General features: G+C 33.9%; 26 protein-coding genes and 1 pseudogene. 10 read left to right on the forward strand and 17 right to left on the reverse strand.

Annotation, left to right across the window (positions count from 1 at the left end):
• Positions 1-120 precede the first annotated feature (120 nt).
• Positions 121-330: a hypothetical protein gene (locus SB717_RS29455; protein ID WP_410906132.1), complete on the reverse strand. Its 210-nt coding sequence runs from the start codon at positions 328-330 to the stop codon at positions 121-123.
• A 74-nt stretch (positions 331-404) separates the two neighbouring features.
• Here SB717_RS29455 and SB717_RS29460 point away from each other — a divergent pair, with 74 nt between their 5' ends.
• Positions 405-551 carry a hypothetical protein gene (locus SB717_RS29460; protein WP_410906134.1) on the forward strand — a complete coding sequence of 49 codons (147 nt, stop codon included), beginning with the start codon at positions 405-407 and terminating at the stop codon, positions 549-551.
• Positions 552-739: 188 nt separating this feature from the next.
• Here SB717_RS29460 and SB717_RS29465 read toward each other — a convergent pair whose 3' ends face one another.
• The 8 genes from SB717_RS29465 to SB717_RS29500 all read right to left on the reverse strand — a co-directional run bounded on the left by SB717_RS29465 (position 740) and on the right by SB717_RS29500 (position 9,553).
• Positions 740-1,582: an alpha/beta fold hydrolase gene (locus SB717_RS29465; protein WP_410906136.1), complete on the reverse strand. Its 843-nt coding sequence runs from the start codon at positions 1,580-1,582 to the stop codon at positions 740-742.
• A 21-nt stretch (positions 1,583-1,603) separates the two neighbouring features.
• Positions 1,604-2,617, reverse strand: a complete 1,014-nt coding sequence (locus SB717_RS29470; RefSeq protein ID WP_410906138.1) for an NADP-dependent oxidoreductase — start codon at positions 2,615-2,617, stop codon at positions 1,604-1,606.
• A gap of 370 nt (positions 2,618-2,987) precedes the next feature.
• On the reverse strand, positions 2,988-3,737 hold the full coding sequence (locus tag SB717_RS29475; RefSeq protein WP_410906140.1) for an SDR family NAD(P)-dependent oxidoreductase: 750 nt from the start codon (positions 3,735-3,737) through the stop codon (positions 2,988-2,990).
• Between the two features lie 68 nt (positions 3,738-3,805).
• Positions 3,806-4,381, reverse strand: coding sequence for a TetR/AcrR family transcriptional regulator (locus SB717_RS29480; protein WP_410906142.1), 576 nt, complete (start codon positions 4,379-4,381; stop codon positions 3,806-3,808).
• 490 nt (positions 4,382-4,871) lie between these two features.
• Positions 4,872-5,930 carry an alkene reductase gene (locus tag SB717_RS29485; RefSeq protein WP_410906144.1) on the reverse strand — a complete coding sequence of 353 codons (1,059 nt, stop codon included), beginning with the start codon at positions 5,928-5,930 and terminating at the stop codon, positions 4,872-4,874.
• A 14-nt stretch (positions 5,931-5,944) separates the two neighbouring features.
• Positions 5,945-6,793, reverse strand: coding sequence for an alpha/beta fold hydrolase (locus SB717_RS29490; protein WP_410906146.1), 849 nt, complete (start codon positions 6,791-6,793; stop codon positions 5,945-5,947).
• 110 nt (positions 6,794-6,903) lie between these two features.
• Complete coding sequence (locus tag SB717_RS29495) at positions 6,904-7,479, reverse strand: TetR/AcrR family transcriptional regulator (RefSeq protein ID WP_410906148.1); 576 nt, start codon at positions 7,477-7,479, stop codon at positions 6,904-6,906.
• 973 nt (positions 7,480-8,452) lie between these two features.
• A complete protein-coding gene (locus SB717_RS29500) occupies positions 8,453-9,553 on the reverse strand; it encodes a GerAB/ArcD/ProY family transporter (RefSeq protein WP_410906150.1) in 1,101 nt (366 codons plus the stop codon).
• A gap of 122 nt (positions 9,554-9,675) precedes the next feature.
• Here SB717_RS29500 and SB717_RS29505 point away from each other — a divergent pair, with 122 nt between their 5' ends.
• From SB717_RS29505 to SB717_RS40305, 4 genes and pseudogenes are all read left to right on the forward strand, one after another.
• On the forward strand, positions 9,676-10,878 hold the full coding sequence (locus SB717_RS29505) for a macrolide family glycosyltransferase (RefSeq protein ID WP_410906152.1): 1,203 nt from the start codon (positions 9,676-9,678) through the stop codon (positions 10,876-10,878).
• Positions 10,879-10,906: 28 nt separating this feature from the next.
• Complete coding sequence (locus tag SB717_RS29510) at positions 10,907-11,476, forward strand: dihydrofolate reductase family protein (protein WP_410906154.1); 570 nt, start codon at positions 10,907-10,909, stop codon at positions 11,474-11,476.
• A gap of 440 nt (positions 11,477-11,916) precedes the next feature.
• On the forward strand, positions 11,917-12,663 hold the full coding sequence (map, locus tag SB717_RS29515; RefSeq protein WP_410906156.1) for a type I methionyl aminopeptidase: 747 nt from the start codon (positions 11,917-11,919) through the stop codon (positions 12,661-12,663).
• Between the two features lie 153 nt (positions 12,664-12,816).
• Positions 12,817-12,930, forward strand: a pseudogene (locus SB717_RS40305) (DUF8096 family protein); the annotation flags it as partial.
• A gap of 178 nt (positions 12,931-13,108) precedes the next feature.
• Here the strand turns inward: SB717_RS40305 and spxA are convergent.
• Positions 13,109-13,510 (reverse strand): transcriptional regulator SpxA, encoded by a 402-nt coding sequence (gene spxA / locus SB717_RS29520; protein ID WP_057244072.1) that lies wholly within the window; start codon positions 13,508-13,510, stop codon positions 13,109-13,111.
• Positions 13,511-14,144: 634 nt separating this feature from the next.
• On the opposite strand from spxA, the gene SB717_RS40310 reads away from it, so the two are divergent.
• The gene (locus tag SB717_RS40310; protein WP_486360773.1) at positions 14,145-14,297 is read left to right on the forward strand and encodes a DUF8096 family protein; all 153 of its coding nucleotides are present in this window, start codon (positions 14,145-14,147) and stop codon (positions 14,295-14,297) included.
• Between the two features lie 27 nt (positions 14,298-14,324).
• The gene (locus SB717_RS29525; protein WP_410906158.1) at positions 14,325-14,783 is read left to right on the forward strand and encodes an SMI1/KNR4 family protein; all 459 of its coding nucleotides are present in this window, start codon (positions 14,325-14,327) and stop codon (positions 14,781-14,783) included.
• 142 nt (positions 14,784-14,925) lie between these two features.
• On the opposite strand, the gene SB717_RS29530 is transcribed toward SB717_RS29525, so the two are convergent.
• Both SB717_RS29530 and SB717_RS29535 read right to left on the reverse strand, forming a co-directional pair.
• Positions 14,926-15,339 carry a hypothetical protein gene (locus SB717_RS29530; RefSeq protein WP_410906160.1) on the reverse strand — a complete coding sequence of 138 codons (414 nt, stop codon included), beginning with the start codon at positions 15,337-15,339 and terminating at the stop codon, positions 14,926-14,928.
• A 295-nt stretch (positions 15,340-15,634) separates the two neighbouring features.
• Positions 15,635-15,901, reverse strand: coding sequence for an AbrB/MazE/SpoVT family DNA-binding domain-containing protein (locus tag SB717_RS29535; RefSeq protein WP_410906162.1), 267 nt, complete (start codon positions 15,899-15,901; stop codon positions 15,635-15,637).
• A gap of 376 nt (positions 15,902-16,277) precedes the next feature.
• On the opposite strand from SB717_RS29535, the gene SB717_RS29540 reads away from it, so the two are divergent.
• Positions 16,278-16,535, forward strand: coding sequence for a hypothetical protein (locus tag SB717_RS29540; RefSeq protein ID WP_200509023.1), 258 nt, complete (start codon positions 16,278-16,280; stop codon positions 16,533-16,535).
• 43 nt (positions 16,536-16,578) lie between these two features.
• On the opposite strand, the gene SB717_RS29545 is transcribed toward SB717_RS29540, so the two are convergent.
• The 4 genes from SB717_RS29545 to SB717_RS29560 all read right to left on the reverse strand — a co-directional run bounded on the left by SB717_RS29545 (position 16,579) and on the right by SB717_RS29560 (position 19,552).
• Positions 16,579-17,130 carry a L,D-transpeptidase gene (locus SB717_RS29545; RefSeq protein WP_057244070.1) on the reverse strand — a complete coding sequence of 184 codons (552 nt, stop codon included), beginning with the start codon at positions 17,128-17,130 and terminating at the stop codon, positions 16,579-16,581.
• Positions 17,131-18,265: 1,135 nt separating this feature from the next.
• On the reverse strand, positions 18,266-18,745 hold the full coding sequence (locus SB717_RS29550) for a site-2 protease family protein (RefSeq protein WP_053488408.1): 480 nt from the start codon (positions 18,743-18,745) through the stop codon (positions 18,266-18,268).
• Between the two features lie 374 nt (positions 18,746-19,119).
• Positions 19,120-19,245, reverse strand: coding sequence for a hypothetical protein (locus tag SB717_RS29555; RefSeq protein WP_255257736.1), 126 nt, complete (start codon positions 19,243-19,245; stop codon positions 19,120-19,122).
• A 31-nt stretch (positions 19,246-19,276) separates the two neighbouring features.
• Positions 19,277-19,552: a GlsB/YeaQ/YmgE family stress response membrane protein gene (locus SB717_RS29560; RefSeq protein ID WP_053488407.1), complete on the reverse strand. Its 276-nt coding sequence runs from the start codon at positions 19,550-19,552 to the stop codon at positions 19,277-19,279.
• 526 nt (positions 19,553-20,078) lie between these two features.
• Here SB717_RS29560 and SB717_RS29565 point away from each other — a divergent pair.
• A complete protein-coding gene (locus SB717_RS29565; protein ID WP_410906165.1) occupies positions 20,079-20,378 on the forward strand; it encodes a hypothetical protein in 300 nt (99 codons plus the stop codon).
• 12 nt (positions 20,379-20,390) lie between these two features.
• Positions 20,391-20,972: a hypothetical protein gene (locus SB717_RS29570; RefSeq protein ID WP_410906167.1), complete on the forward strand. Its 582-nt coding sequence runs from the start codon at positions 20,391-20,393 to the stop codon at positions 20,970-20,972.
• Between the two features lie 326 nt (positions 20,973-21,298).
• Here the strand turns inward: SB717_RS29570 and SB717_RS29575 are convergent.
• The coding region (locus tag SB717_RS29575; RefSeq protein WP_410906169.1) for an IS3 family transposase at positions 21,299-21,649 on the reverse strand (351 nt) is incomplete at its 5' end.

Below are 21,649 nucleotides of genomic sequence, written 5' to 3' on the forward strand. Positions count from 1 at the left end.
CATTACCAAGGGTTCCGATGAGGTTACGATTTCTGCTTTATGCAGCTTTTTATACATCCTTGGTTTGATAGGGTTTATCAACCAAATGAATGACCTGAAGATGTATAAAAAGCCCACGTTTTATTCATATGCTCGTTTACTACTATTAATTCCTTGCCAAAAGACATCCCAAGTTGAAGAGATTCTTTTCTCTAAACGCTCTGATCTTCCTCCATACAACATCTCTACAAATAATCCATCTAGAATGGTGAGATAGACTGCCATAGCAGTATCAGCACTAAATTTAGAATGTAATAAATGATCTTTTTCTTCAAATAATGATTCTAACAAACACTCTAAACTATTCGTTAATCGGTAAAATTCACGTATTATCAGCTCTTTGAGTTGTTGTGGAGGAAAATATAATGAATAAAGAAGAATTTAAATTGGCCATTAAACAACTCCCCAATATAAGATATGAATATTTTATCAAAAAGTTGCTGACCATGAAGGAATTTGGGGTTTATATAACTATCGTTGAACAGCACAGGGTATCCATGGTAATATTTTGATTCCTTTCTTTCCAAAAAAATTTCAGCAAAAAATATGAATGTATATTTGCTAAAATAATTCAATATTTTTTGCCAGGATCGTTGTTTTAATTATGGAGATGGATGCTCATCCTCCACTTTGAGTTATAATTGATAAACGAAGACTAATATTCATGCTTTCAAAAGGATAGTCTGTATTTTAATGTTCATTAACTTAAAAATGTTAGTACAATTTCGACAAACTCTTTTGGATATTGAAATAAAGAACCATGTCCTGCATGATTAAATATTATTATCTTACTATTAGGAATTCTATTTGATAAGTCATATGAATTTTCTGTTGGAACCATGCGATCATTATCTCCGTTTATTATTAATGTTGGCTGAACAATTTTGGATAGATCTGCAGGCTTCTCTTTACCCCATTTAGTGATTGCATCTAATTGTTTTCTATAAGCTTTTAAACTAATTGTTTTATCTCGATGTTTTTTCCTTTTTTTTATTTGAGTTAGAAATTCCTTAGCCTTTTTCTTACCATTATCTGTGGTTGGAAAAAACAGATAGGTCTTGATGTCTTTAAAAGTCAAGGCAGCACGGACAAGGTCAAGATTAGTAATACGGCTGACATTAGAAATCCCTTTTCCTCCTCGAGGTCCCGTACCAACTAATACCACCTTTCTTACCAAGTTTGGTTCTTTTGAAATTAATTCTTGCGCAATCATTCCGCCCATAGACAAAGCAATCAAATCAACCTTTAAAAACCCTAATAGTTTTATAAATGTGATAGCATCATCTGCCATTTGAGGGATGTTGTTTGGTACTTCACCATTGGATAGTCCGACCCCTGTGTTATCAAATGCGATGACCCAATGACTTTTAGCAAGACCATCGATAACCCTTGGATCCCAATTATCAAGATTAGCTGATAGATGTGTCAATAAAATAATAGGGGTTCCTTTTTTTTCTCCTAATTCTCTATACGCATACCTTTTACCATTCTGTTGCTGAATGAATAAGTTAGGTGCGTCAATATAAGAATAATAAATCGACATTGCTACTCCTCCTACTTACCTTCAAAATTTAATAACCACTTTTCCTTTTGGATGACCATTTGCAACTAAGTTTAGTGCTTCGTTAATGTTATAAATTGTAAAATTAGTAGGATCGATAGCTGGAACAATATTGTTTTCTTCAATAATGTTCGTAATTTTTTCTAACTGCTTTCCATCAGCTCTTACGAAAAGAAAGCGATATTGAACAGCCTGTTTTTTTGCTTTCCTATCAAATTTAGCACCAACTAGTCCAAAAAGGATTTGTTTCCATTTAGGAAAACCTCCATCTATTGCAAACTGCTTATTTGGTCCTGTACGAAGACTTAGTAAGCGACCACCAGATTTGATAATGGACAATTCTCTGTCAAATTCATCTGCACCGAGTGTATCAATAACAAAATCAACTTTGTCTAGTATTTCCCAATAATTTTCCTTCGTGTAATCGATATATTGATCCGCACCAGCATTCAACGTCCTCTCTTTAGCAGAAGGACCCCCAGAAACAATGACCTTCAATCCCATTTCTTTAGCAATTGGAACAGCCATTTGGCCAAAGCTTCCGGATCCTCCTGGAATGAACACTGTTTGCTCTTTTTTCGCTTCTAACTCTTCTGTTAACCCTTGAAATGCCGTCAAACCAGTTAGAGGTGCAGCAGCTCCGGTGACATAATCTAAGTTTTTCGGCAAATGCCAGATGGCTGCTGCATCAACTGCAACATACTCTGCAAATGCTCCAATCTTCTCAATAGGGAGTCTCGTATAAATAGAATCTCCTACCTTAAATTCATGTACATTTTCACCAACTTTTTCAACTATTCCAGTTAGTTCATTTCCTAATGTAAGAGGCATTTCATAATCTTGAATTAGTTTTACGCTTCCTGTAATATTTAATATTTCAAGTGGGTTGACCGCCGCAGCTTTGACTTTTACCAAGACTTCGTTGTCATCGATTTCTGGGGTTGGAATGTCATTGACTTGGGCATGGATATTTTTTGAGTACTTGGTGATCTGAGCTGCTTTCATGAGTGTTTTCATTTTTTTATCAGCACCCTTCCGTTGAGTTGCATTTATTAAGTTTCTTTACCTTATTTTTATTATTTTCGCTGTCTGCTTCATTTTTCTATCCTCAATATAATTCTTTTTATAAGATCTTATGTTATTCCAATCATTTAGGTGGAGGGAATCTTATTTTAGGAGATGTCTGCCTCCCTATTTTAGGATCAACCCACCACCAAAAACTTAAATACTTACAACAGCATCTTTATTATCCATTTGGTACTGTTGTTTTTTAGAACGTTCATTCTCAATTGATTAAATTTTTTTGAAACGATACTGGAAAGAAATCTATATTTCTCATCCTCACAGATTATTTCCGTTTCTTTAGTTTAAAACTTTTGGTGACAAATTATGCGCCTAGTATTGCATAAATTTGATCTCTTAATTTGAATTCATAGTTTACATCTACAATCCCTACCACTTTATCTCTGTCATAAAGTTCCATCATAAAACCAGCCATTTGCTTAGCTGTGTGATACATAGGGACATTTGCTTTGTAATCAAATCCTTTCATATCACTTGCAGATTTCGCGAATTCTGTTTCCGTCATTGCTGGTGCTAAAATCTTCACCTTCATTTTCGCACCTTTCTGTTCAAGTTCTTTTGCAAGCCCTTCTGTGAATGCACTAACAAAATATTTAGATGCAGAATAAGTAATACTACCAACATAAATTGCATATCCGAGTGCTGATGATACGTTAATTAATTGAGTTTCCTCTACATGAGAATAATCTCGCACAAATAGTGTAGAAAGGATTGCCAATGACTCTATATTAAGACGTAGCATGGATTCTACTTTCTCTAAATTCTGATCCGTCACAGAAGAAGATTCACCAAGACCAGCATTATTAATCCACGTCTCAATTTGATACTTCTTTAAACTGTTATACAATGTGTATGCCTGATCTGTGACAGATAGGTCACTTGTATGAATAATAACATCTAAATCAGGATTTATATTCTGAATGGCTGATTTAAGCCCTTCTAATTTATCTAATCTTCTAGCTACAATAATTAAGTTTTTGCCACGAGCAGCAAATTCTAGGGCAGTTTCATATCCTATACCTGAGCTTGCTCCTGTAATAACTGTGTACTTCATATTCATTCTCTCCTTAAAAATATATTCAGATTGGTGTTAATTCATTTATTTAAATAACAAGATATATCTTAGTCCAGTGTTGATAAAGTCAAATCAATAATGGTTTCTAATTCTTTCTTATCATCTGTTGTTTTTGCTAATACTCGTATTCCTACAAGGGAATTATGAATAAATTTAGAAAGCCCTTTGATATCATAGTGTTCAGGGATTTCTCCTTGTTCTTGACCATGTTTCAGTAGATCAAATAATAAGGTTTCGGTCTTTAAAAAAGTCTCTGCAACTTTTTCAGCTGCTTCTTGATCGAGTAACGATAATTCAACTGCTGTGTTTACTGTTAAACATCCTTTTGGCTGTTTATCATTTGGATAAATAACCATTTCAAATAATTTTCGTATAGCCTGCTTAACCGTTAATTCTGGTTTTATGTTATTTTTAATTCTTTCATCCATTACTTCTACATAGTGACTTAGGGCTCTAATAAATAAAGTATGTTTATCACCGAATGTATCATAGATACTTCTACGGTGAACGCCCATATAGTTCACCAAATCTTGCATGGATGTTTTTTCATACCCCTGTTGCCAGAAAAGCTCCATTGCTCTCCTTAATGCTTCTTTTTCATCAAATTCTTTATTTCTAGCCATGTACTCCCACCTTAGAACGTATTATCTCTTATTTCTGAGAAAGGATTTAGAATTATTTGACGCACTTAGAGTGCAACAATTTTATACTATTCATTCCCCCAATAAATTCTTTAGGTAATTTAAGAATGATCATTCTTATTTGGATAAAAAAACTGTTAGATCTAACTCGTTTTGAGTATATCAATTTAAGAACGTTCAGTAAAGAATTTTTAACCGAAAGTTAAAAACCATTATTTTCCCCACTCCTCAGAACTCATTCGTGGGTTTTCTATTTTAAGTTTAAGATCAAAAATAACCTATTTGTCCTAACCACGCCAATGATAACCATATTTCCACCAATTAAGTGATAGAGTTGAAAGGATTCTTGTAAGAATAAGACGCTAGCAACAATCGTATTTAGCTAAATTAAAAAATAGAAAAGAAAACATTAGAGTTACTTCTATGTTCTCTTTTCTGTTTTTAAAGTATTATTTCATACTGCTTAAATAAATTATTTTAAGAAAGGATAATCTGTATAACCTTCTTTTCCTCCGGCATAGAGCGTATTTTTATCAGGTTCGTTTAGGGGAGCACCTGATTGAATCCGTTCTACAAAGTCTGGATTAGCTAGTACCCAAGTGCCTACTGTAATAACATCTGCAAGATTATTATCTACATCAGACGAAAGTTGATCTAGAGGACGACCTGGACGGTTAACAAGAAGTGATTGATCCCAAAGCTGACGCACATCTTTTAGGAATTGCTCGTTTCCAAAGTGCATTAAATGAAGATATGCAAGGTTAAGCTTATTTAATTCACTTATTAAATAGCGATACATCTCAAGGCTATTTTCCCCCTCATCAATGCCTTGCAGTGTTCCTTGAGGAGAAAAACGGATGCCTGTTCTTTCTGCTCCTATTTCATCAACAACTGCTTTAGCTACTTCAATAGCGAATCGAGAACGGCCCTCAATCGTACCACCGTATGCATCTTGACGATGATTGGAGTTTTCACTAAGGAATTGTTGGATCAGATAACCATTCGCTCCATGAATTTCAACTCCGTCTGCACCAGCTTCAATTGCTGTACGTGCTGCTAAACGAAACTCATTGACAACATCTTTTATCTCAAGCTCACTCAATTCTCTTGGTGTTGGAATTTCTTTCATTCCTTCTGCCGTGAAAATTTCTACACCAGGTCCAATAGCTGACGGTGCAACTGCTTGGCGGTGGTGAGGTGTGTTATCAGGGTGTGATACACGTCCCACATGCATAAGCTGAATAAAAATATGACCGCCTTCACTATGAACTTTAGAAGTTACTTTTTTCCACCCTTTAATATGATTTTCTGTATAAATACCAGGTGTATTAGTGTAACCTTGCCCATCATCTGAAGGTTGGGTTCCTTCGCTTATAATTAAACCGACTGAAGCACGCTGACCATAGTACTCTGCTACTAAATCGCTCGGCGTACCATCTGGTAAAGCTCTGCTTCTAGTCATCGGAGCCATACCTATACGATTTTTTAAGTCAATGTTTCCGATACGAACTTTTTCAAATAATCTGCTCATATGAATACTCCTTTTTAATAAGAATTAGAATCAAGAAATAAATTTACGTGTTCTGCAAATAGTTCTGGAAATTGAAACAGATGCCCGTGACCAGAATCAGGATATACAATCAGCTGTGCTTTGGGTAATTTCTCTGTTAAGATATAACTGTTTTTAGTCGGTACCATCACATCATTAACACCATTAGTAACAAGTACAGGGTGTTTGATGTCTTGTAACCATTCATAATCATGATTAGATTTTTGTTTAGCCCATTTTGCAATGGCTTGTAATTGTGCCTCTTTTACTTGTTCTGAACTGTTTATTTTTTTCTGTTTAAAAATTCTTTGTAGTGAAGCCATTCCTGCAGATTTACTTGTTTCGGTTTTTTCGTAGAAAAAGAACATAAAATCATTTATTCCATCTTCTTCTGTTCCACCGTGACGATTCATTCTTTCAAAAATCTCTGGATTTGGATTAATACCAGATTCAGGTGAAGTACCTGCTAGAATAATTTTTCTTACTAAATCTCCTTCTTGTAAAGCTAGCTCTTGCGCAACCATGCCACCAATGGAAAAACCAAGAATGTCAACTTGTTCTAATCCAAGAGCTTTTATAAATGTTGCTGTATCTTTTGCCATATCAGCAATTGTAGTAGGCGTTAGTCCATCGGTCTCACCAACCCCTTTATTGTCGAATAAGATTACTGGGCGTTTATTTGCAATAGGTTCAAGCATATTTGGATCCCAGTTTTCCATCGTTCCTCTAAAGTGAACAAGAAATACTACTGGTATACCATCTTGTGTACCAAATTTTCTATATGCGTAACGAATTCCATCTGCTTCAATAAATTCTGATTCTGTTGGTATTTTAAAGTTTGTCATTTTTGTGTTCCTCCTTAGAAATTAAAAAGAAATTTTATCAGTATGCATTATGATGGTTTGTTTCATATTAATTTTAGAACGAACATTCTAAAAAAGACAAAAAAAGAAAGCTAGTCTAACACTGAAAGTGCTAGAGCGATGATGCCTTCTAATTCTTTTTTATCATAATTAGTTTTTATTAGTACTCTTATACCTACCAAATTGTTGTGTAAGAAACGAGATGTATTATCAGAATCGATTTCTTTTGATAGTTCTCCACTAGTTTGGCCCCGTTTTATAAGGTTATTAAACATACCTTCAGTACGGTTAAACATTTTTGTAACTATGCGTCCAATTTCTTTGTCCAACAAAGATAATTCAACAGCTGCATTTACTGATAGACAACCTTTTGGGTATTGTTCAATGGCATTCAGTACGAAAATAAAAACCTCACGTATCGCCTGTTTAGTGGATGAAGTGCTGCTAATTATGCTTTCCATCTTCTTGACGATGAGCTCTTCATAGTGATTAAGGGCAGCTAAAAACAATGAACGCTTGTCACCAAATGTGTCATATATACTTCTGCGGTGTATCCCCATATGATCCACCAAATCTTGCATGGATGTTTTTTCATAACCCTGTTCCCAGAAAAGCTCCATAGCTTTTCTTAATACTGCTTTTTCATCGAATTCTTTACTTCTAGCCATTTTATTTCTCCTTAAAAAAATCCATGAGTCAATACTAACAAAAACAAACGTCATAATCTATTGTAGAATGAACATTCTAAAATAAAGACATGAATTTCAAACCATGATTAAAGAATAACATTTTTAGAATGATTAGTAAAGAATTATAACTAACCAATAATCCCCAAAACATTTGCTGCGTATCAAAATGGTAGCCATTAACGTTCACTTAGGGGTATCGCCAAAAATCTCTTCTATTCGTTTAGTTTCTTCAGGGTTGTTTTCTTCCACTGTTTCAATTAATGAATTAAACTCTTCTACAAATGCACTCATACTAAATAAACAAGAAAAAACAATCGGATCCCTTACTCAAACAAACTGCCCCTTTAGTTGTATAAGAACCTGAAAGAAGAAGAGAAAAATTAAAACAAGAAGAATTAAAATGAAATCCTTGACTATATTCCTTTACCGTTTTAAAACAGAATTAAATATATCGTCCGTAAAAGCATATCTTTTTAGAAAAATCCGCGTCGAAATAAAAGAAATACCTGTTAAATAATCATTGATATTCTGTGATTTAGAAGCGTAATATTCTGTAGAAAAAAGCTTCATTTGTCTACATGGAGTAAAATCAATAACACTACTTTTAATAACATACGTTTAGTTTTACTTAATGATATGACGAAAAGTAAACTAAACATAATCAGCTTTTTTAAAAGGGGAAGAAAGATCAATATTAAAATCAACAATTCCTAGAGACTATCGATTATTTGCTTTCCTCAATTTTAAGTATGTATATGCACTTAACGTGATGGCTACTATTACTATACAAGTAAGAGGAAATAGAATTGTATTAACAAAATGATCATAAAACCAAGTATACATAAAAACCACCTCAAATAGTTTAAATTCACATGGATAAGCTTTAACTTATAAGAATTCAACAGAATATATGAATCACTTCAACTTCGGAAAAAAGATACAAATAAATTTGTTATCCTCTCTGTTTCTTTCTGTTTTTCAAGAAAGCAACAAAAAGAAGAAGAAGGGGAATAATCGCGAGGATAGGCATATGTAGAATAAACATTTCTACCTTTAGTCCTTCATGGAGATGTTCTTGAAAATTGCTCGCAATCGTGCTAGCCATAAATAGAATAACGAAGCCCAAAGGGTAGGAAAGACGTGAAGGTGATTTAATCTTAAATAAGTTAGCCGTACCTATGACAGCTGCATATAATAACACGCTAATCTTAATGAAACCACCGATAACTAAAGCAAGCATAAAAAATACATCAAGACGTTCCAAAAAGTCAGCTACCTGGATGCTTTGTACCGTACTAAGAAGAGGGAATTGTGAACGTGAAGTCAAATTAACCCCAAGTACACTAATGTTAATAAGCATGGTAATAATTAAGTTGATGCCACTTAGTCCTGTTGCACATAACATCGTCATTTTTGCCTTTTTTTGGTCTTTTAAATACGGCAATATCATTGTAAATACCATCGCTTCTGCAAACGGAAAATAGATGGTTTGAGTAAATGCAACTTTCAGGACAGGTAAAACACCTTCTTCAAGTACTGGCTGTAAGTTTGTAAACTCGATTAAACCTGAACATACGATGAGAACAAACCCCGCGATGGCAAAAATATACATGAATATAAAAAGGATTTCTCCTGAGCGAGCTACAACCTCGATTCCTTTTCGAATCGTATAAATAATAACAAGCATTAATAAAGTATGTGCAATGAATAAAGGAGTCTCAGGGTAGGCGGAGGTTAACAACATCTCGCCAAAATCACGGAGAACCCTCGCTGCATCATACATAAAATAAAGGATGTAGACAAAGGCAAGTACCGTCCCAATCCCTTTACCCATGATTTTTTGCATGTACTCGGTAGGCAGCAGATCCGGATAATAAGAATGCAGCTTATTATAGACTAGAAATAGAACAAAACTTCCTACCATCCCAAGCAGAATCGCAAGCCAGGCGTCTTGTTTTACATCCATTGCAATAGGTACCAATAAAGAACTACCTAGTTCAAACAGAACCATTAGAATAAATAATTGACTGGCACTAATTTTTGCCTTCTCCATTCAACTGGAACCTCCTTTCTAATTTTATTTAAATTAATCTTTTGCTTTCTCGACCTTTCATTACTTACAATTTTTTAAACGTTATGTAATAGATAGCAGATTTACTTTAAGGAGTGATTATAATGGCACGTGTTCTATTTATTAATGGTGGATCAGAAGGACATATCAATCCAACAATTGCAGTTGTACAAGAGCTTATTTCACGTGGAGAAGAGGTAGTATACTTTTCAATAGAAGCTTTTCGAGAACGTATTGAAAAGACAGGAGCTGATGTACGAACATTTGACGGTCAAAAATTTTTAAAAGCCTTTATCTCAGGTGGAAGAAATTATTTAATCGAAAGAATCAACGGTCTTTTACATACAGCAGATATCATTATACCTAGCGTTCTTGAACAAATCCAAGGAGAACAGTTTGATTACATCATTCACGATTCGATGTTTGGTTGTGGACGTTTACTCTCCCAAATTCTAAAACTCCCTGCAATTAATTCATGCACATCTTTTGCTCAAACTGAACTATCATTTAAAAGAATGTTAGAACACCTTTCGCAAAATATTCCACCAGAACATGCTAACAGGATAAATAGTGATTTTCAAAGTCTAACAAGAAAGATTAAAGAAAAATATGGGGTTGAAATCACTTCTCCTTATGAAGTTTTTTGTAATCCTGCCCCTCTTACCATTGTATATACAACTAGGGAGTTTCAACCTTTTCGAGAAACATTCGATCAAACGTACAAGTTTGTAGGACCATCCATTCCTGCAATAGAAACACAAGGAAGCTTCGACTTTTCTGTATTAAAAGGAAAAAGTGTCATTTACATTTCATTAGGTACTGTTTTTAATCAGGAAATTAATTTCTATAAACTTTGCTTTAAGGCTTTTGAGAACACTGACTATACCGTTGTTATGTCTATTGGTGGAAAAACTCAACTATCTGATTTAGGGAAGATTCCTAAAAACTTTATTGTGAAAAATTACGTTCCACAAACTGAAGTGCTAAAGTACACCAAATTATTTATCACACATGGCGGAATGAATAGCACCAATGAAGGTCTCTATTATGGGATTCCACTCATTGTAATCCCACAAAGCGCAGATCAGCCGGTAATTGCTCAACAAGTTGAGAGTCTTGGAGCTGGCATTAAGTTACAAATGCAAGGGTTGACTGTAAGTCACATATGTAAAACCGTGGATTATGTGTTAGGACATCCTTCCTTTCATAAAGCTCTAACAGATATAAGAGAATCTTTTCAAAAATCAGGGGGATATCAGCAGGCTGTAGATGAGATTTTCACATTTAAAAGACAATACAATATTTAAATATAGAACATGTAAGGGTGGAGATTTTATGTCCAATAACATAAGACCTAGAAGAATAATTTTAGATTTAGCAGTTACTTTAGATGGATTTATTGAAGGACCAAACGGAGAAATTGATTGGTGTATCATGGACTCTGATATGGGGTTTACTCATTTCTTGAATCAAATTGATACTATTTTATATGGAAGAAAAAGCTACGATTTATGGGGGGAATACACTCCGGAAACTGGAGATTCTGATGCCGAAAAAGAAATGTGGGAATTAGTTCACAGCAAAGAAAAGTATGTTTTTTCTAGGACACAAAAAAGGGCTGATCATAAAGCAATATATATAAATGATAATATTTTGGAAGAAGTAAATAAATTAAAGCAAAAGCCTGGTAGGGATATCTGGCTCTATGGCGGAGCAAGTCTTATTACAAATTTTATAAATTTAGGGCTTGTAGATGAATTTAGATTATCGGTTCATCCTGTTGTTTTGGGAGATGGGAAACCTTTATTTATTGACATAAAACAAAGGTTAAACCTTAAACTGGTTAATACAAAAACGTTTTCTTCTGGCGTTATCCAGCTGTGCTATCGCCTTAATGATAATTAATGAAATTCAAGAAAGCTTTTTTAATAAGAGTAAACAGAAAAGAGTGATTAACCTGGAAGAAATAAAGGAGCAGGAAACTGATCTTAACAAGGTATATGACTATGCTGAATATCCAGATAAAATTTAAATACACTAAACTAATAAGAGGATATTATGTTCAATATACGAGCATATATCCTCTTTTCTTATAAATATTAGATTCGTTATTTAGATACTATACATATAGTTTAATATGTACATATTATAAAGGAGCTTAAGTTTGTTGCAAATGGAGGCGTGATGAGGTCTTCAGACCAAGCGTTAATATGATTAAGGGGGTGAGTGGTATGAGTTTTGTAACTTTGTAATAAGTGATATTAAGCAATCGGACCAGCTTATGGAGAATCGGAAACATTACGTTGGGTAAAATGAAAACATCAAAAAAATTGGAGGGTTCATATATGACAGTTGGAGGTAAGGATGATATTGATGGGCTTAAGGAAATCGGCAAAATCGTTGCTTTAACAATAAGTGAAATGAAAAATCAGACACGTGCCGGAATGACGACCAAAGAATTGGATGAAATCGGGGGACGTTTTTTAAGAAGATATGGTGCGGTCTCTGCACCAAAGATAACCTACAATTTTCCTGGTAACACATGCATTAGCATTAACCATGAGGTTGCTCACGGAATACCAGGGAATCGGAAGATTCAAGAAGGTGACCTAATAAATATTGATGTCTCTGCTGAGTTAAATGGTTACTTTGCCGATGCAGGTCATTCCTTTCAGATCCCTTTATATAACCCTTCTGTAACACGTCTCTGTCAATACACACACAATACTATGATGAAAGTTATTTCTTCACTTAAACATGGGGTAAGATTGAATGAAATCGGAAGAATTATTCAAAATGAAGCCCGAAAAGGTGGTTACAAGGTAATTACGGATCTTTGCAGTCACGGCATTGGAAGGTCTTTACATGAGGCACCTGAAGATATTTTACCTATCTATGACAAGCATGATAAACGGGTATTGAAAGAAGGTATGGTTATTACTGTTGAGCCTTTTTTATCAACTGGAGCAGAGTATACAGTTGAAAGTTCGGATGGATGGACTTTATGTGTGCCCGATAATAGTCTTTGTGCACAATATGAGCACACAATAATTATTACAAGGGATCAACCGATAATTACAACGATAGCTTAGATATTGTTTTCAGATGTTAGGTCCATAGATGTTTAAGGAAGTTCATCAAACGGACGCTTTTGTTGAACAAAGATTAAAAGATTAATACATATTAGTCATGTACAATATGTATTAACCTTTATTTTCTATGTTTTTTTCGATTTGGGTCTTGATAATAAGGTCAGTGGCAGATGCGACAACTGCAATTCATCTTACTTCAAAAGTTCTGTAAAAGGTGGTATTTTCTTACGCGAATGTCGGGAATACGGTATGAAGAAGAGTATCTAAATATAGAGGATTATATAGTAAAAGGAGAAGGGTTTTTACCCTTCTCCTTTTTATGTAGATGTAGTTGTGTTTACTCATTTTTAGAATCTGAAATATATACCTTACTACACTGCCGATGCCTTTTATTACAATCTACTTTAGAAGTTAAGGCAGCCGTTGATTGCTTTTCTATTACCCTCTAATGATCACCTACTACTGCCTGTTCTGTCATCGTGAAAGTACGAAGTTTCCGAGGAATAAAAGCTCTTATCTCTTCTTCTTTATATCCGATTTGCAGTATTTTACGATCTTGTATGATAATAGGGCGTTTAAGTATAAAAGGATGGCTCTTTATCAAATCATACAGACCCTGTAACGACAGTGCATCAATCTCTATATTTAACTTTTGAGGGATCTTTGACCTTGTAGAAATAATTTCATCTGTACCCTTTTCTGTCATACTAAGAATATTTTTAATTTCATCTTCTGTAATAGGTTCATACGATAGATTTCTCTCAATATAATCAATTTGATGTTCCTCAAGCCAAGCCTTTGCTTTTCGGCAAGAAACGCAGCTGGTTGTCGTATATAGATTAATCATTTTTTACACCTCGTCTATATGTATTTTTTTCTATCTTTAATTAATCAATGTAAATAAAAGTATATAGATTTCTAATAAGTAAAAGCCACTTGTATACTACAAGTGGCTTTTTGCTACGTTGAACACATTAGGTAATTCACGTATTATTCCCATCACCATTATAACATAGTTTGTGCATCTGTTTAATGAATTTTCGATATGACTAAAAATTTGAGATATATGATTAAGAACGATACGAACCTTCTATATTTTATAACAAGGAAATGAAACATATAATTCCACTTTTTACAGCGCAGCAAGTGTGTTAAAGAAGGAGATTGAAATGATGTGAAATTGGAGGATAATTAAGCTTTATCTTTAATAGTGAGGTGTGTAAAAATCAAGACCAAGTTTATCCTACATACTACAAAAAGGGACAATGTATTACAGAAAAGGGATTCATCCAATCTGTTGATTCCCTGGGGAATTTGTTTGTTTTTATCGATGAAGTATCGAATTAAAAAATAAAATGAGGTTAAATGAGCTAGTTTATGTTCGTTTTACATAAAATAATGTCACCTTCGCTTTTTGTGGTAAGCTAATATAAGGCAATTAGAAAAGAGTGATCAACATGGAAGAAAAATAGCAGCAAGAAATAGATCTTGATAAAGTGTATGAATACGATGAATTTCCGGATAAAGTTAGTGGCAGATGCGATAACTGCAACTCATCTTACTTCAAAAGTTCCGTAAAAGGTGGCGTTTTCTTACGTGAATGCCGCGAATGTGAGATGAAAAAAAGTATTTAGTTGGTACTGATTGAAAGGGCTGGGGAAATGAGAGATATTTGGGATGATGGATACAGTCAATCAAAAAAGTTAACAGAAGAAATGGTCAATGATGCAGAAAAGAAGTTGGGTGTGAAGTTACCAAAATCCTATATTGAGTTATGTAAAATGCGGAATGGCGGCTCTTTAAAATATTGTGACTACCCTACCTCCGTTCCAACAAATTGGGCAGACGATCATGTAAATGTCCCTGAGATTTATGGAATAGGGAAAGAAGGCATTTTATCAAGTGATTATTACATAGAAGAATGGGAGTTACCAAAAGATATTGTTCTATTATGTGGAGAGGGACATTGGTGGATTGCATTCGACTATCGGAATACAAAAGATAGCCCTCCTGTAATTTATATGGATTTAGAATGGGGAACAGACACACTTATATTTGAATTAGCTCCTGATTTCGAGACCTTTGTAAATAGCTTATTTATTTATGAAGATGAAGAATGACTAAATTTATACAATACAAAGGAACTGGCATTCAATTGTCGGTTCTTTTGTAAAACCTTCTCTTTTTTAGTTTAACTGTGTTTTAACCATCTTTAATTAGAAAAACACCTTACTCTCTAGGTGTTTTTTCTAATTTATCATGTTATAACTTTTCTCTTAACATAGAAATTTCATCAATTAAATCCTTTATTAATCGACCCAATCCTGCTAATTGCTCATCTTTGCGATCACAATCATCAATTTTCATAGATAGTTCTAAAATACGACAGGTCTCTTCAACTGTCAGGCCATGATCTCTTGCAAGAGTTTTTACTGTATCAAGAAATTTAACAGCATCATTCTCAAAATGATCTTTTCGTGGTGTTTGATTAAATAATGTTCCCATTTTCTCTCTCCTTAAAAATTTAAGTTTTATATTAGTAAATGGTACAAATGAATTAGCACTAGATTTGCAACTAGTACAGGCTGAGAGATTATGATTATTGCAAAGGTGTATTTCTAAAACTTGAGTTATACAATTTATAATGTTGCTACCTATAACATATTCGGTAATCATCTAACGATCACCTACTACAGTACATTTTCTTTTTATTTTATAAGTAGACAAGTACGCCCACTGAAGTAGTTACATAGTATCTACAAAATAAAGACTTCGTTTATTAATTAGTATCTATTCCGTTAGTTTTTCTACATGAATATTGCCAATTTGAAAAGAAAAAGATCATCTGAGTATAGATGACTATATAACAAAAAGAGAAGGTTAAAAACCTTCCCTTTTTTTATGTAAATGTGGCTTCAGTCTTTTTAGAACATGAGATATGCAATTTATAATGTTGCTACCACTATTTCAATTAGTTATTTTTTAATGCATGAAATAAAATTTCTGCTCCTCTTGTACTTAACACTATTCCACCTGAATATAACCTGTTTTGTAGAGAGATTTCACCTGTTATCATACATTTGAGCAAATGCCTATTTTTCTTTAAAATAATCTTATCTTCATTTATATGAATTTTTACAGGAGCTCTCTCTTTAATGTTAAAAATGCTTCGTATCTCAACTGGAAGAGCTACACGCCCTAACTTATCTACTCTTCTTATAATACCTTTTGATTTCATTCTTCCTTTCGCTTCCCTTCCTTGCTATTACTTGCGATGATAAATGCTAAAATTCATACAACTAATAATGGGTATTTCCCAATAAAACAAAAGTTAATGGCGTCACGGCGCTTCTCAGTAACACTATATTTTCTATTGGAAATTATCAAAATCCTGATGCTACCAAATAGATGGAGAAGATTAAATTAAAGAGACTTATATTACTCTAAAAATGATACAGGTTATTTTCCTTTTAGCTACCTTTTCAACATGCTGGCATTCTTTAAATTCAGATGGTCTAAATACGATTTCTATCAAACATCCCTTCGAAATATCCTCTGTCATTGTTGTAATATACCAGTGAAAAATTAACATATACTTAGAAGATTCTTAAAAAATGATTAGAAATTTGAAGACAATAAGTTGTAGCTTATTTCGAAGCTATACAATAGAAAATAATGTGAACTCTAACTTTGAAAAAAGTGAAAAAAAGGAGAGCTTTTTTCATCAGGCCGGAGTAATACCTAGGGTTACAGGAAGTCATACACAAACAATCGTGCCAATAATCAAAAATGAAATGCTAAAAGAAGATCTTCAAGGAGCAGTTATTAAAGAAATAGAAATTTTTCAAATGCAGATGATAGAACGAAAATAAAAAGCAGCCATTATAAAAAATATAGTAGCTGCCTTTTTATATATTATTTAGTATTATAACCTTTAAACTTATAACCATAAATTTTTGTTAGTTCTTGAAAGCTCTTAGGTGAATTTGTAATTGCAACAGGTGTTCCAACCTTAACTTTATCAAAAAGTTTCTCAATTGAAGCATTATGCATTCTCACACATCCTTGACTCACATATTTTCCAATACTTGATTCATTAGCATTACCGTGAATAGCATATGTATCGCCTTTTGTTCCATCAGCATCTAGACCCAACCAACGTTTACCAAGTGGATTACGTGGGTCACCCCCAGGAATATGTCCTGTATAATATGGACGATTTTTAATTTTATTCACGATTTTAAAATGTCCTACAGGTGTTTTCTCCCAACTTTTCCCCGTAGCTACTGGTTCAATCATCTCAACATATCCATTATGATAATAGATTAGTTTGTTGTAGTGCTTATTAATAATAATTAAATCATCACTCTTTGTTACGGCTGCTTCAGCTTTAACTGCTGAGCTTCCGAACAGGGTTACAAAAGCAAGTGCAAATACCATTAATGAATTTACTAAGAACTTCTTCATCGACCTATATTCCCCTTTTGTTATGAATATTACATATCTTAAATAATGGTTATATAAGTTATATAACCATTATTTAAGATATGTAATATATATACATTATAACCAATATATAGACTGGTTTCAATATAGGTTTTAGTGGTTATAATACTTAAAAGGAGGGATTTATATCGTAGTTGATAAAAGTAAGAATAAACAGGTTCTTGTTACCTTCCCACTGGAGCAATTAGAAGAAATAGAAGAGTACTGGCATGAAAAGAGATATAATAACCGTAATGAAGCAATAAGAGCACTCATACAAGAAGGACTAGAAAAATTAAAAAAAGATGATAAATAATCATAGATCTCATAAAATTCTATGTTAGTCATAGGGTTTCTTTTATATTTAGCAATGGCTAACATTGCTCCGCATTACTTTATATTCTTGTTTCCCCCATACTGTTTTCCATTACATTTTATCTATGTTCATACAGAATAGCTATTTATTATCGAGGCCTTATATAAGCATCTTTCAATGGGTAACTCTAATTTGCTGTATTTAGTCGGTGGGTCATTCTTAGACTTCTCGTTCACTTCACGCGAAAGGTAGCCCACTAAGCTAACCCCATGTATAAAAAATGAACATATATCTTTTTATGTAAGGTGTATGAATTTTATTTTTTCGGTTAAAATCTATAATCAACTAACTTTTTTTAACAGCATGTGATCCATGTGACCTTCTACTCTCTATGAGTAGAAGGGTTTTTTATTTGTTTAAGGTCTTTCCTTCTGGGTATAAAAATAAATGTAAAGTTATCTAAGTCATCAACCTTTGCTTATAGTATGTTTCTATCTTGCCTTCTATCTATAGGATAGAAGGTTTCCCTATGCAACCTGTTTAAAGTATGATTTTATTGGTAATGAATAAATGTGTTACCTTTCTCGCAGGGTATACAATGACATTTCAATCACACAAATGACCTTCTACCTGACAGGAGTAGAAGGTTTTTTGATATCAATTATTTATCAACATCAACACTAATTGCTGAATTAACTATATTATTTAAAATAATTGTATTTTTATCATCTAATTTATTACGTAAAAAGGAATCCCATGTAGCTTGCAAACCCATCATTTCACATCATTATTCCAGCTTTATTAATCAGGGTTACATGTTATTTTTCCATATCTCAATGCATCATAAATAGCACGTCCATCGCTTGAAGTTGTTTCTGTAAATTTAATAGGCAATAGCGAGAAGACAATATAATAAACAGAAAAATAGACAAACTGGTAAGAAAAGAGACTTGCTGAAAGGATGTCAGCCATAACCAAACCATTTATAAGGAAAATAGAAGCTAAATTAGCAATGGCACCTCCAGCATAGACACAAGCATGGGTAAATCGGTTATCGTATTTTAGTTTTTCATATACACAAAAAGAATCTAAAAAGTAGACTGATTTTATTTTAATTTTTTTCCATTTAAAAATGGTTTTTCCTTTTCCAATGGTAAAATCCACTCTCCCTCCGAAAAAAATTGCCATGATAGAATGTCCTAATTGGTGAACGAGAGATACAAGTGGTAATACAAGTAAGAAAGAAAACAAGAACTTAGGCATATCACTGAATCCAAACACACTTCCATCCCCTTTATTATGAAATGATTTACTAAATAGTTAGCTTATTAAGGTAGATAAATTCTTATTAACAGTGAACAGATTTTTCCAACAATGAATGTGCCTTTTTGATCGTATGTATAATCCTTCGTTTGGCACTTCGAAAGGACTTTAATCAAAGTATAGGACCAATCGTTTTTTACTAAAGCAGTAGTGAAGGTAATTAATAATCTTTGAACTTTGCTATGAAGAAAATCTTCATTTTATTTTTTAACATTCTCCATAACAATAAACGACCCTATGTATCGTAACCAAAGTTACTAAGGTCGCTTATGCTATATTCTGATTTATTATTTTTTTCTCTTTTTCTTTGTAATAAAATATCTGGTTTCTCATTAAGTTTCTGACAGAACTTCGCTATCATGATTAATTTGATCGAACAAATAAGTAAGGTAAGATTCTAATTCAAATTGATTATCTTCAACAAAATCATCTAACACAGGCTTACTTTCTTCTCCCATTTTTAATCACTCCAACTTAATTTTTTTCGGTTTATTTTGCATGATGACCATGATTGTTTTTTTGTCCCATCTTTCTTAGAACAAAGCTTACAATTAACACCAGAATGATTGCTCCAATAATGGCTGGAATGATGGCAAAACCACCAATAACTGGTCCCCAACTTCCCAGGATCAGACCACCTAACCAAGAACCAATAAAACCAGCAATAATATTACCAATAATGCCTCCAGGAACGTCACGCCCTGTAATTAAACCGGCAAGCCAACCGATAATTCCACCTACAATTAGCATCCATAGAATTTCCATAAATCTCTCTCTCCTTTTGAAATAGTTAGTTGACTTTACCCCCGGCTAAAGCTCATTAATCCTGTTATTTTTTTCCTCTATAAATTTTTTCTCTTTATGTCATAAGATCATGGAGTTTTGCTTGTCCTTTATTTTTGTTCTCTTGGACAACATCAAATGTCTCGTCCATTTCATAAGAAGAATAAGCTAGTAGGACAACCCCCAGCATATAAAAACCCCTTACTTCTTACATAATCAGCTAACCCTTACCTACTGCAGTAGGGGTTCTTTGTTATTTTTCGAGTGGACAGGCAAGCCTACCGCAGTAGCTACATAGTATCTAAAGTATTGTAACTCCGTTATCTAATCAGTAGCTAGCTCAGTATCGCTACCCCGTTAATACAAGCTTTATAACCCTGTTGAAGCCATTTGTGGAATCTGTAAGGGAGCTGAGCCGAAGAGGCGAAGGGGGCGACCGGATGCCTTGAGCTGGAAAAACAGGTACGTCAAAAGCAAAAAAATTAAAAGAGTGAAAGAAGGTATCAACATGAGAAAAACGCATTATAATACTTTTCGAAACTTCTTCCATAAACCATCCTCTAAATCTTCAACAAAACCTCGTCCCTTCAGGGCTTGTTCCTTTGTTCCGTTTAGTCCACTCGCCATGCTTGACCCCACCATTCTTACTATAGGAGGCATCGTCTTAGGGATTGCTATTATCGAACGAATATTAGAACGATGGGGTGTGATCGATCTTGTGGATCAGTTCGCAAGAGTAATGCGTTTTATTTTGCCTGTCACTTTCTATAGTGCTTTGATTTACTTTTTTGCGACATTTATGTTTTGAGGAGGAATGCTGATGTTTGAGAAGCTCAAATTACGTGGCCAATTAATTAAAGCGTTTCGTACGGCAGAGATTTATCGGGTGGTGAAACGTGGAGACCGTACTTCCTATCTGTTTCCAAAAATTCATCAAATCGATCATCATCACACCTATACGCGGTATGCCTTTTCCTTACTAAATGGGATCGACCCGGAGCTTTTAACGAAAAAAAGGTGGGCATTACGGCAAGTATTAGGCAGCAACATCGAAATAAACGGCAGTCTGAAGAATTTTAGTATCACGGTCCATCACAAAAACCTGCCTAAGATGCTTGAATACAACTATGGAGCCATCCATCATCATATTAAAAAAATGGAGCTCCCAGTCTGCATTGGTCAAGATATCTATGGAAACCCTGTCTCATGGGACTTTGCGGATAATGTTGATGTTCACATGACCTATTTTGAAGTTAAGATATTAGCAGGAGAGAAGAAAGTTCAAATCTTAGACTCATATTGCTGGCAACCGATATCTAAAATTAATCATTTGACCATGTTATTTGAAGATGAACGTGAGGTTGTACTAAATTATATAAAAAAGAGAAAACAGTTCATTTAATCTTGCTCAAGGATATTATTTTACCTCTATACAGGTGCATGGAGGTCCATTGTCTTTTAAAAAAAACTATAAAAATATTTAGAGGGGAAGTTAAATAGTTGATTAATCCAACCTTTAATTTAATAAAAATTGTCATGCATACTACTATGAGGAATAACTTAGTCTTTATGAATCATTACCTCAATTCGAGGGACATTTTGTTATCCAGATCTAAGAGACCATAAAGCATATTATCTATCTCCTCCAAGACAATTTATCTGGTTAACAAAAAAAGCTACTGCCGACGGGACTGACCCCTGTTTTTGAGACAGGGATCAAAACACCTTTTAAACGACCAGTTGCCGATATTGTACAGGTGACTGGTTGTTTAGTTTTGTTTGAATACGGGCATTGTTATAGTAAGTAATATAGTTTTTGACGGTTTGCTCTACGATGGTGGTCGTAGTGTATGTCAACTCGTCAAGGTAGAACGTTTCAGACTTTAGCGAGGAATGAAACGATTCGATAGAGGCATTATCTGCGGGAGTCCCTTTGCGGGACATACTCATGGTAATGCCTCTTTCTTTGATTTTTTGTTGATAAGCATACGATGTGTAAACCGAACCTTGATCGCTATGCAACGTACATCCTTCAGGCAAAGAAGGAAGTTGGCTTAACGTATCTAAAACAAACGCTAT

The organism is Priestia sp. SIMBA_032 (genome assembly GCF_046535215.1).
In the GTDB taxonomy this organism is placed as follows: Bacteria; Bacillota; Bacilli; order Bacillales; family Bacillaceae_H; genus Priestia; species Priestia aryabhattai.

Bases quoted from the DNA above. Each gene is read 5' to 3' on its own strand.
- SB717_RS29535 (WP_410906162.1), bottom strand. From the start codon at position 15,901: ATGAAATCAAAAGGTATTATAAGAAGAGTAGATAAGTTAGGGCGTGTA.
- SB717_RS29485 (WP_410906144.1), bottom strand. From the start codon at position 5,930: ATGAGCAGATTATTTGAAAAAGTTCGTATCGGAAACATTGACTTAAAA.
- SB717_RS29460 (WP_410906134.1), top strand. From the start codon at position 405: ATGAATAAAGAAGAATTTAAATTGGCCATTAAACAACTCCCCAATATA.
- SB717_RS29470 (WP_410906138.1), bottom strand. From the start codon at position 2,617: ATGAAAACACTCATGAAAGCAGCTCAGATCACCAAGTACTCAAAAAAT.
- SB717_RS29565 (WP_410906165.1), top strand. From the start codon at position 20,079: ATGAGAAAAACGCATTATAATACTTTTCGAAACTTCTTCCATAAACCA.
- SB717_RS29555 (WP_255257736.1), bottom strand. From the start codon at position 19,245: ATGGGAGAAGAAAGTAAGCCTGTGTTAGATGATTTTGTTGAAGATAAT.
- SB717_RS29465 (WP_410906136.1), bottom strand. From the start codon at position 1,582: ATGTCGATTTATTATTCTTATATTGACGCACCTAACTTATTCATTCAG.
- SB717_RS29570 (WP_410906167.1), top strand. From the start codon at position 20,391: ATGTTTGAGAAGCTCAAATTACGTGGCCAATTAATTAAAGCGTTTCGT.
- SB717_RS29505 (WP_410906152.1), top strand. From the start codon at position 9,676: ATGGCACGTGTTCTATTTATTAATGGTGGATCAGAAGGACATATCAAT.
- SB717_RS29560 (WP_053488407.1), bottom strand. From the start codon at position 19,552: ATGGAAATTCTATGGATGCTAATTGTAGGTGGAATTATCGGTTGGCTT.
- map (WP_410906156.1), top strand. From the start codon at position 11,917: ATGACAGTTGGAGGTAAGGATGATATTGATGGGCTTAAGGAAATCGGC.
- SB717_RS29495 (WP_410906148.1), bottom strand. From the start codon at position 7,479: ATGGCTAGAAGTAAAGAATTCGATGAAAAAGCAGTATTAAGAAAAGCT.
- SB717_RS29530 (WP_410906160.1), bottom strand. From the start codon at position 15,339: ATGATTACCGAATATGTTATAGGTAGCAACATTATAAATTGTATAACT.
- spxA (WP_057244072.1), bottom strand. From the start codon at position 13,510: ATGATTAATCTATATACGACAACCAGCTGCGTTTCTTGCCGAAAAGCA.
- SB717_RS29500 (WP_410906150.1), bottom strand. From the start codon at position 9,553: ATGGAGAAGGCAAAAATTAGTGCCAGTCAATTATTTATTCTAATGGTT.
- SB717_RS29490 (WP_410906146.1), bottom strand. From the start codon at position 6,793: ATGACAAACTTTAAAATACCAACAGAATCAGAATTTATTGAAGCAGAT.
- SB717_RS29480 (WP_410906142.1), bottom strand. From the start codon at position 4,381: ATGGCTAGAAATAAAGAATTTGATGAAAAAGAAGCATTAAGGAGAGCA.
- SB717_RS29540 (WP_200509023.1), top strand. From the start codon at position 16,278: ATGATTAGAAATTTGAAGACAATAAGTTGTAGCTTATTTCGAAGCTAT.
- SB717_RS29510 (WP_410906154.1), top strand. From the start codon at position 10,907: ATGTCCAATAACATAAGACCTAGAAGAATAATTTTAGATTTAGCAGTT.
- SB717_RS29545 (WP_057244070.1), bottom strand. From the start codon at position 17,130: ATGAAGAAGTTCTTAGTAAATTCATTAATGGTATTTGCACTTGCTTTT.
- SB717_RS29525 (WP_410906158.1), top strand. From the start codon at position 14,325: ATGAGAGATATTTGGGATGATGGATACAGTCAATCAAAAAAGTTAACA.
- SB717_RS29475 (WP_410906140.1), bottom strand. From the start codon at position 3,737: ATGAAGTACACAGTTATTACAGGAGCAAGCTCAGGTATAGGATATGAA.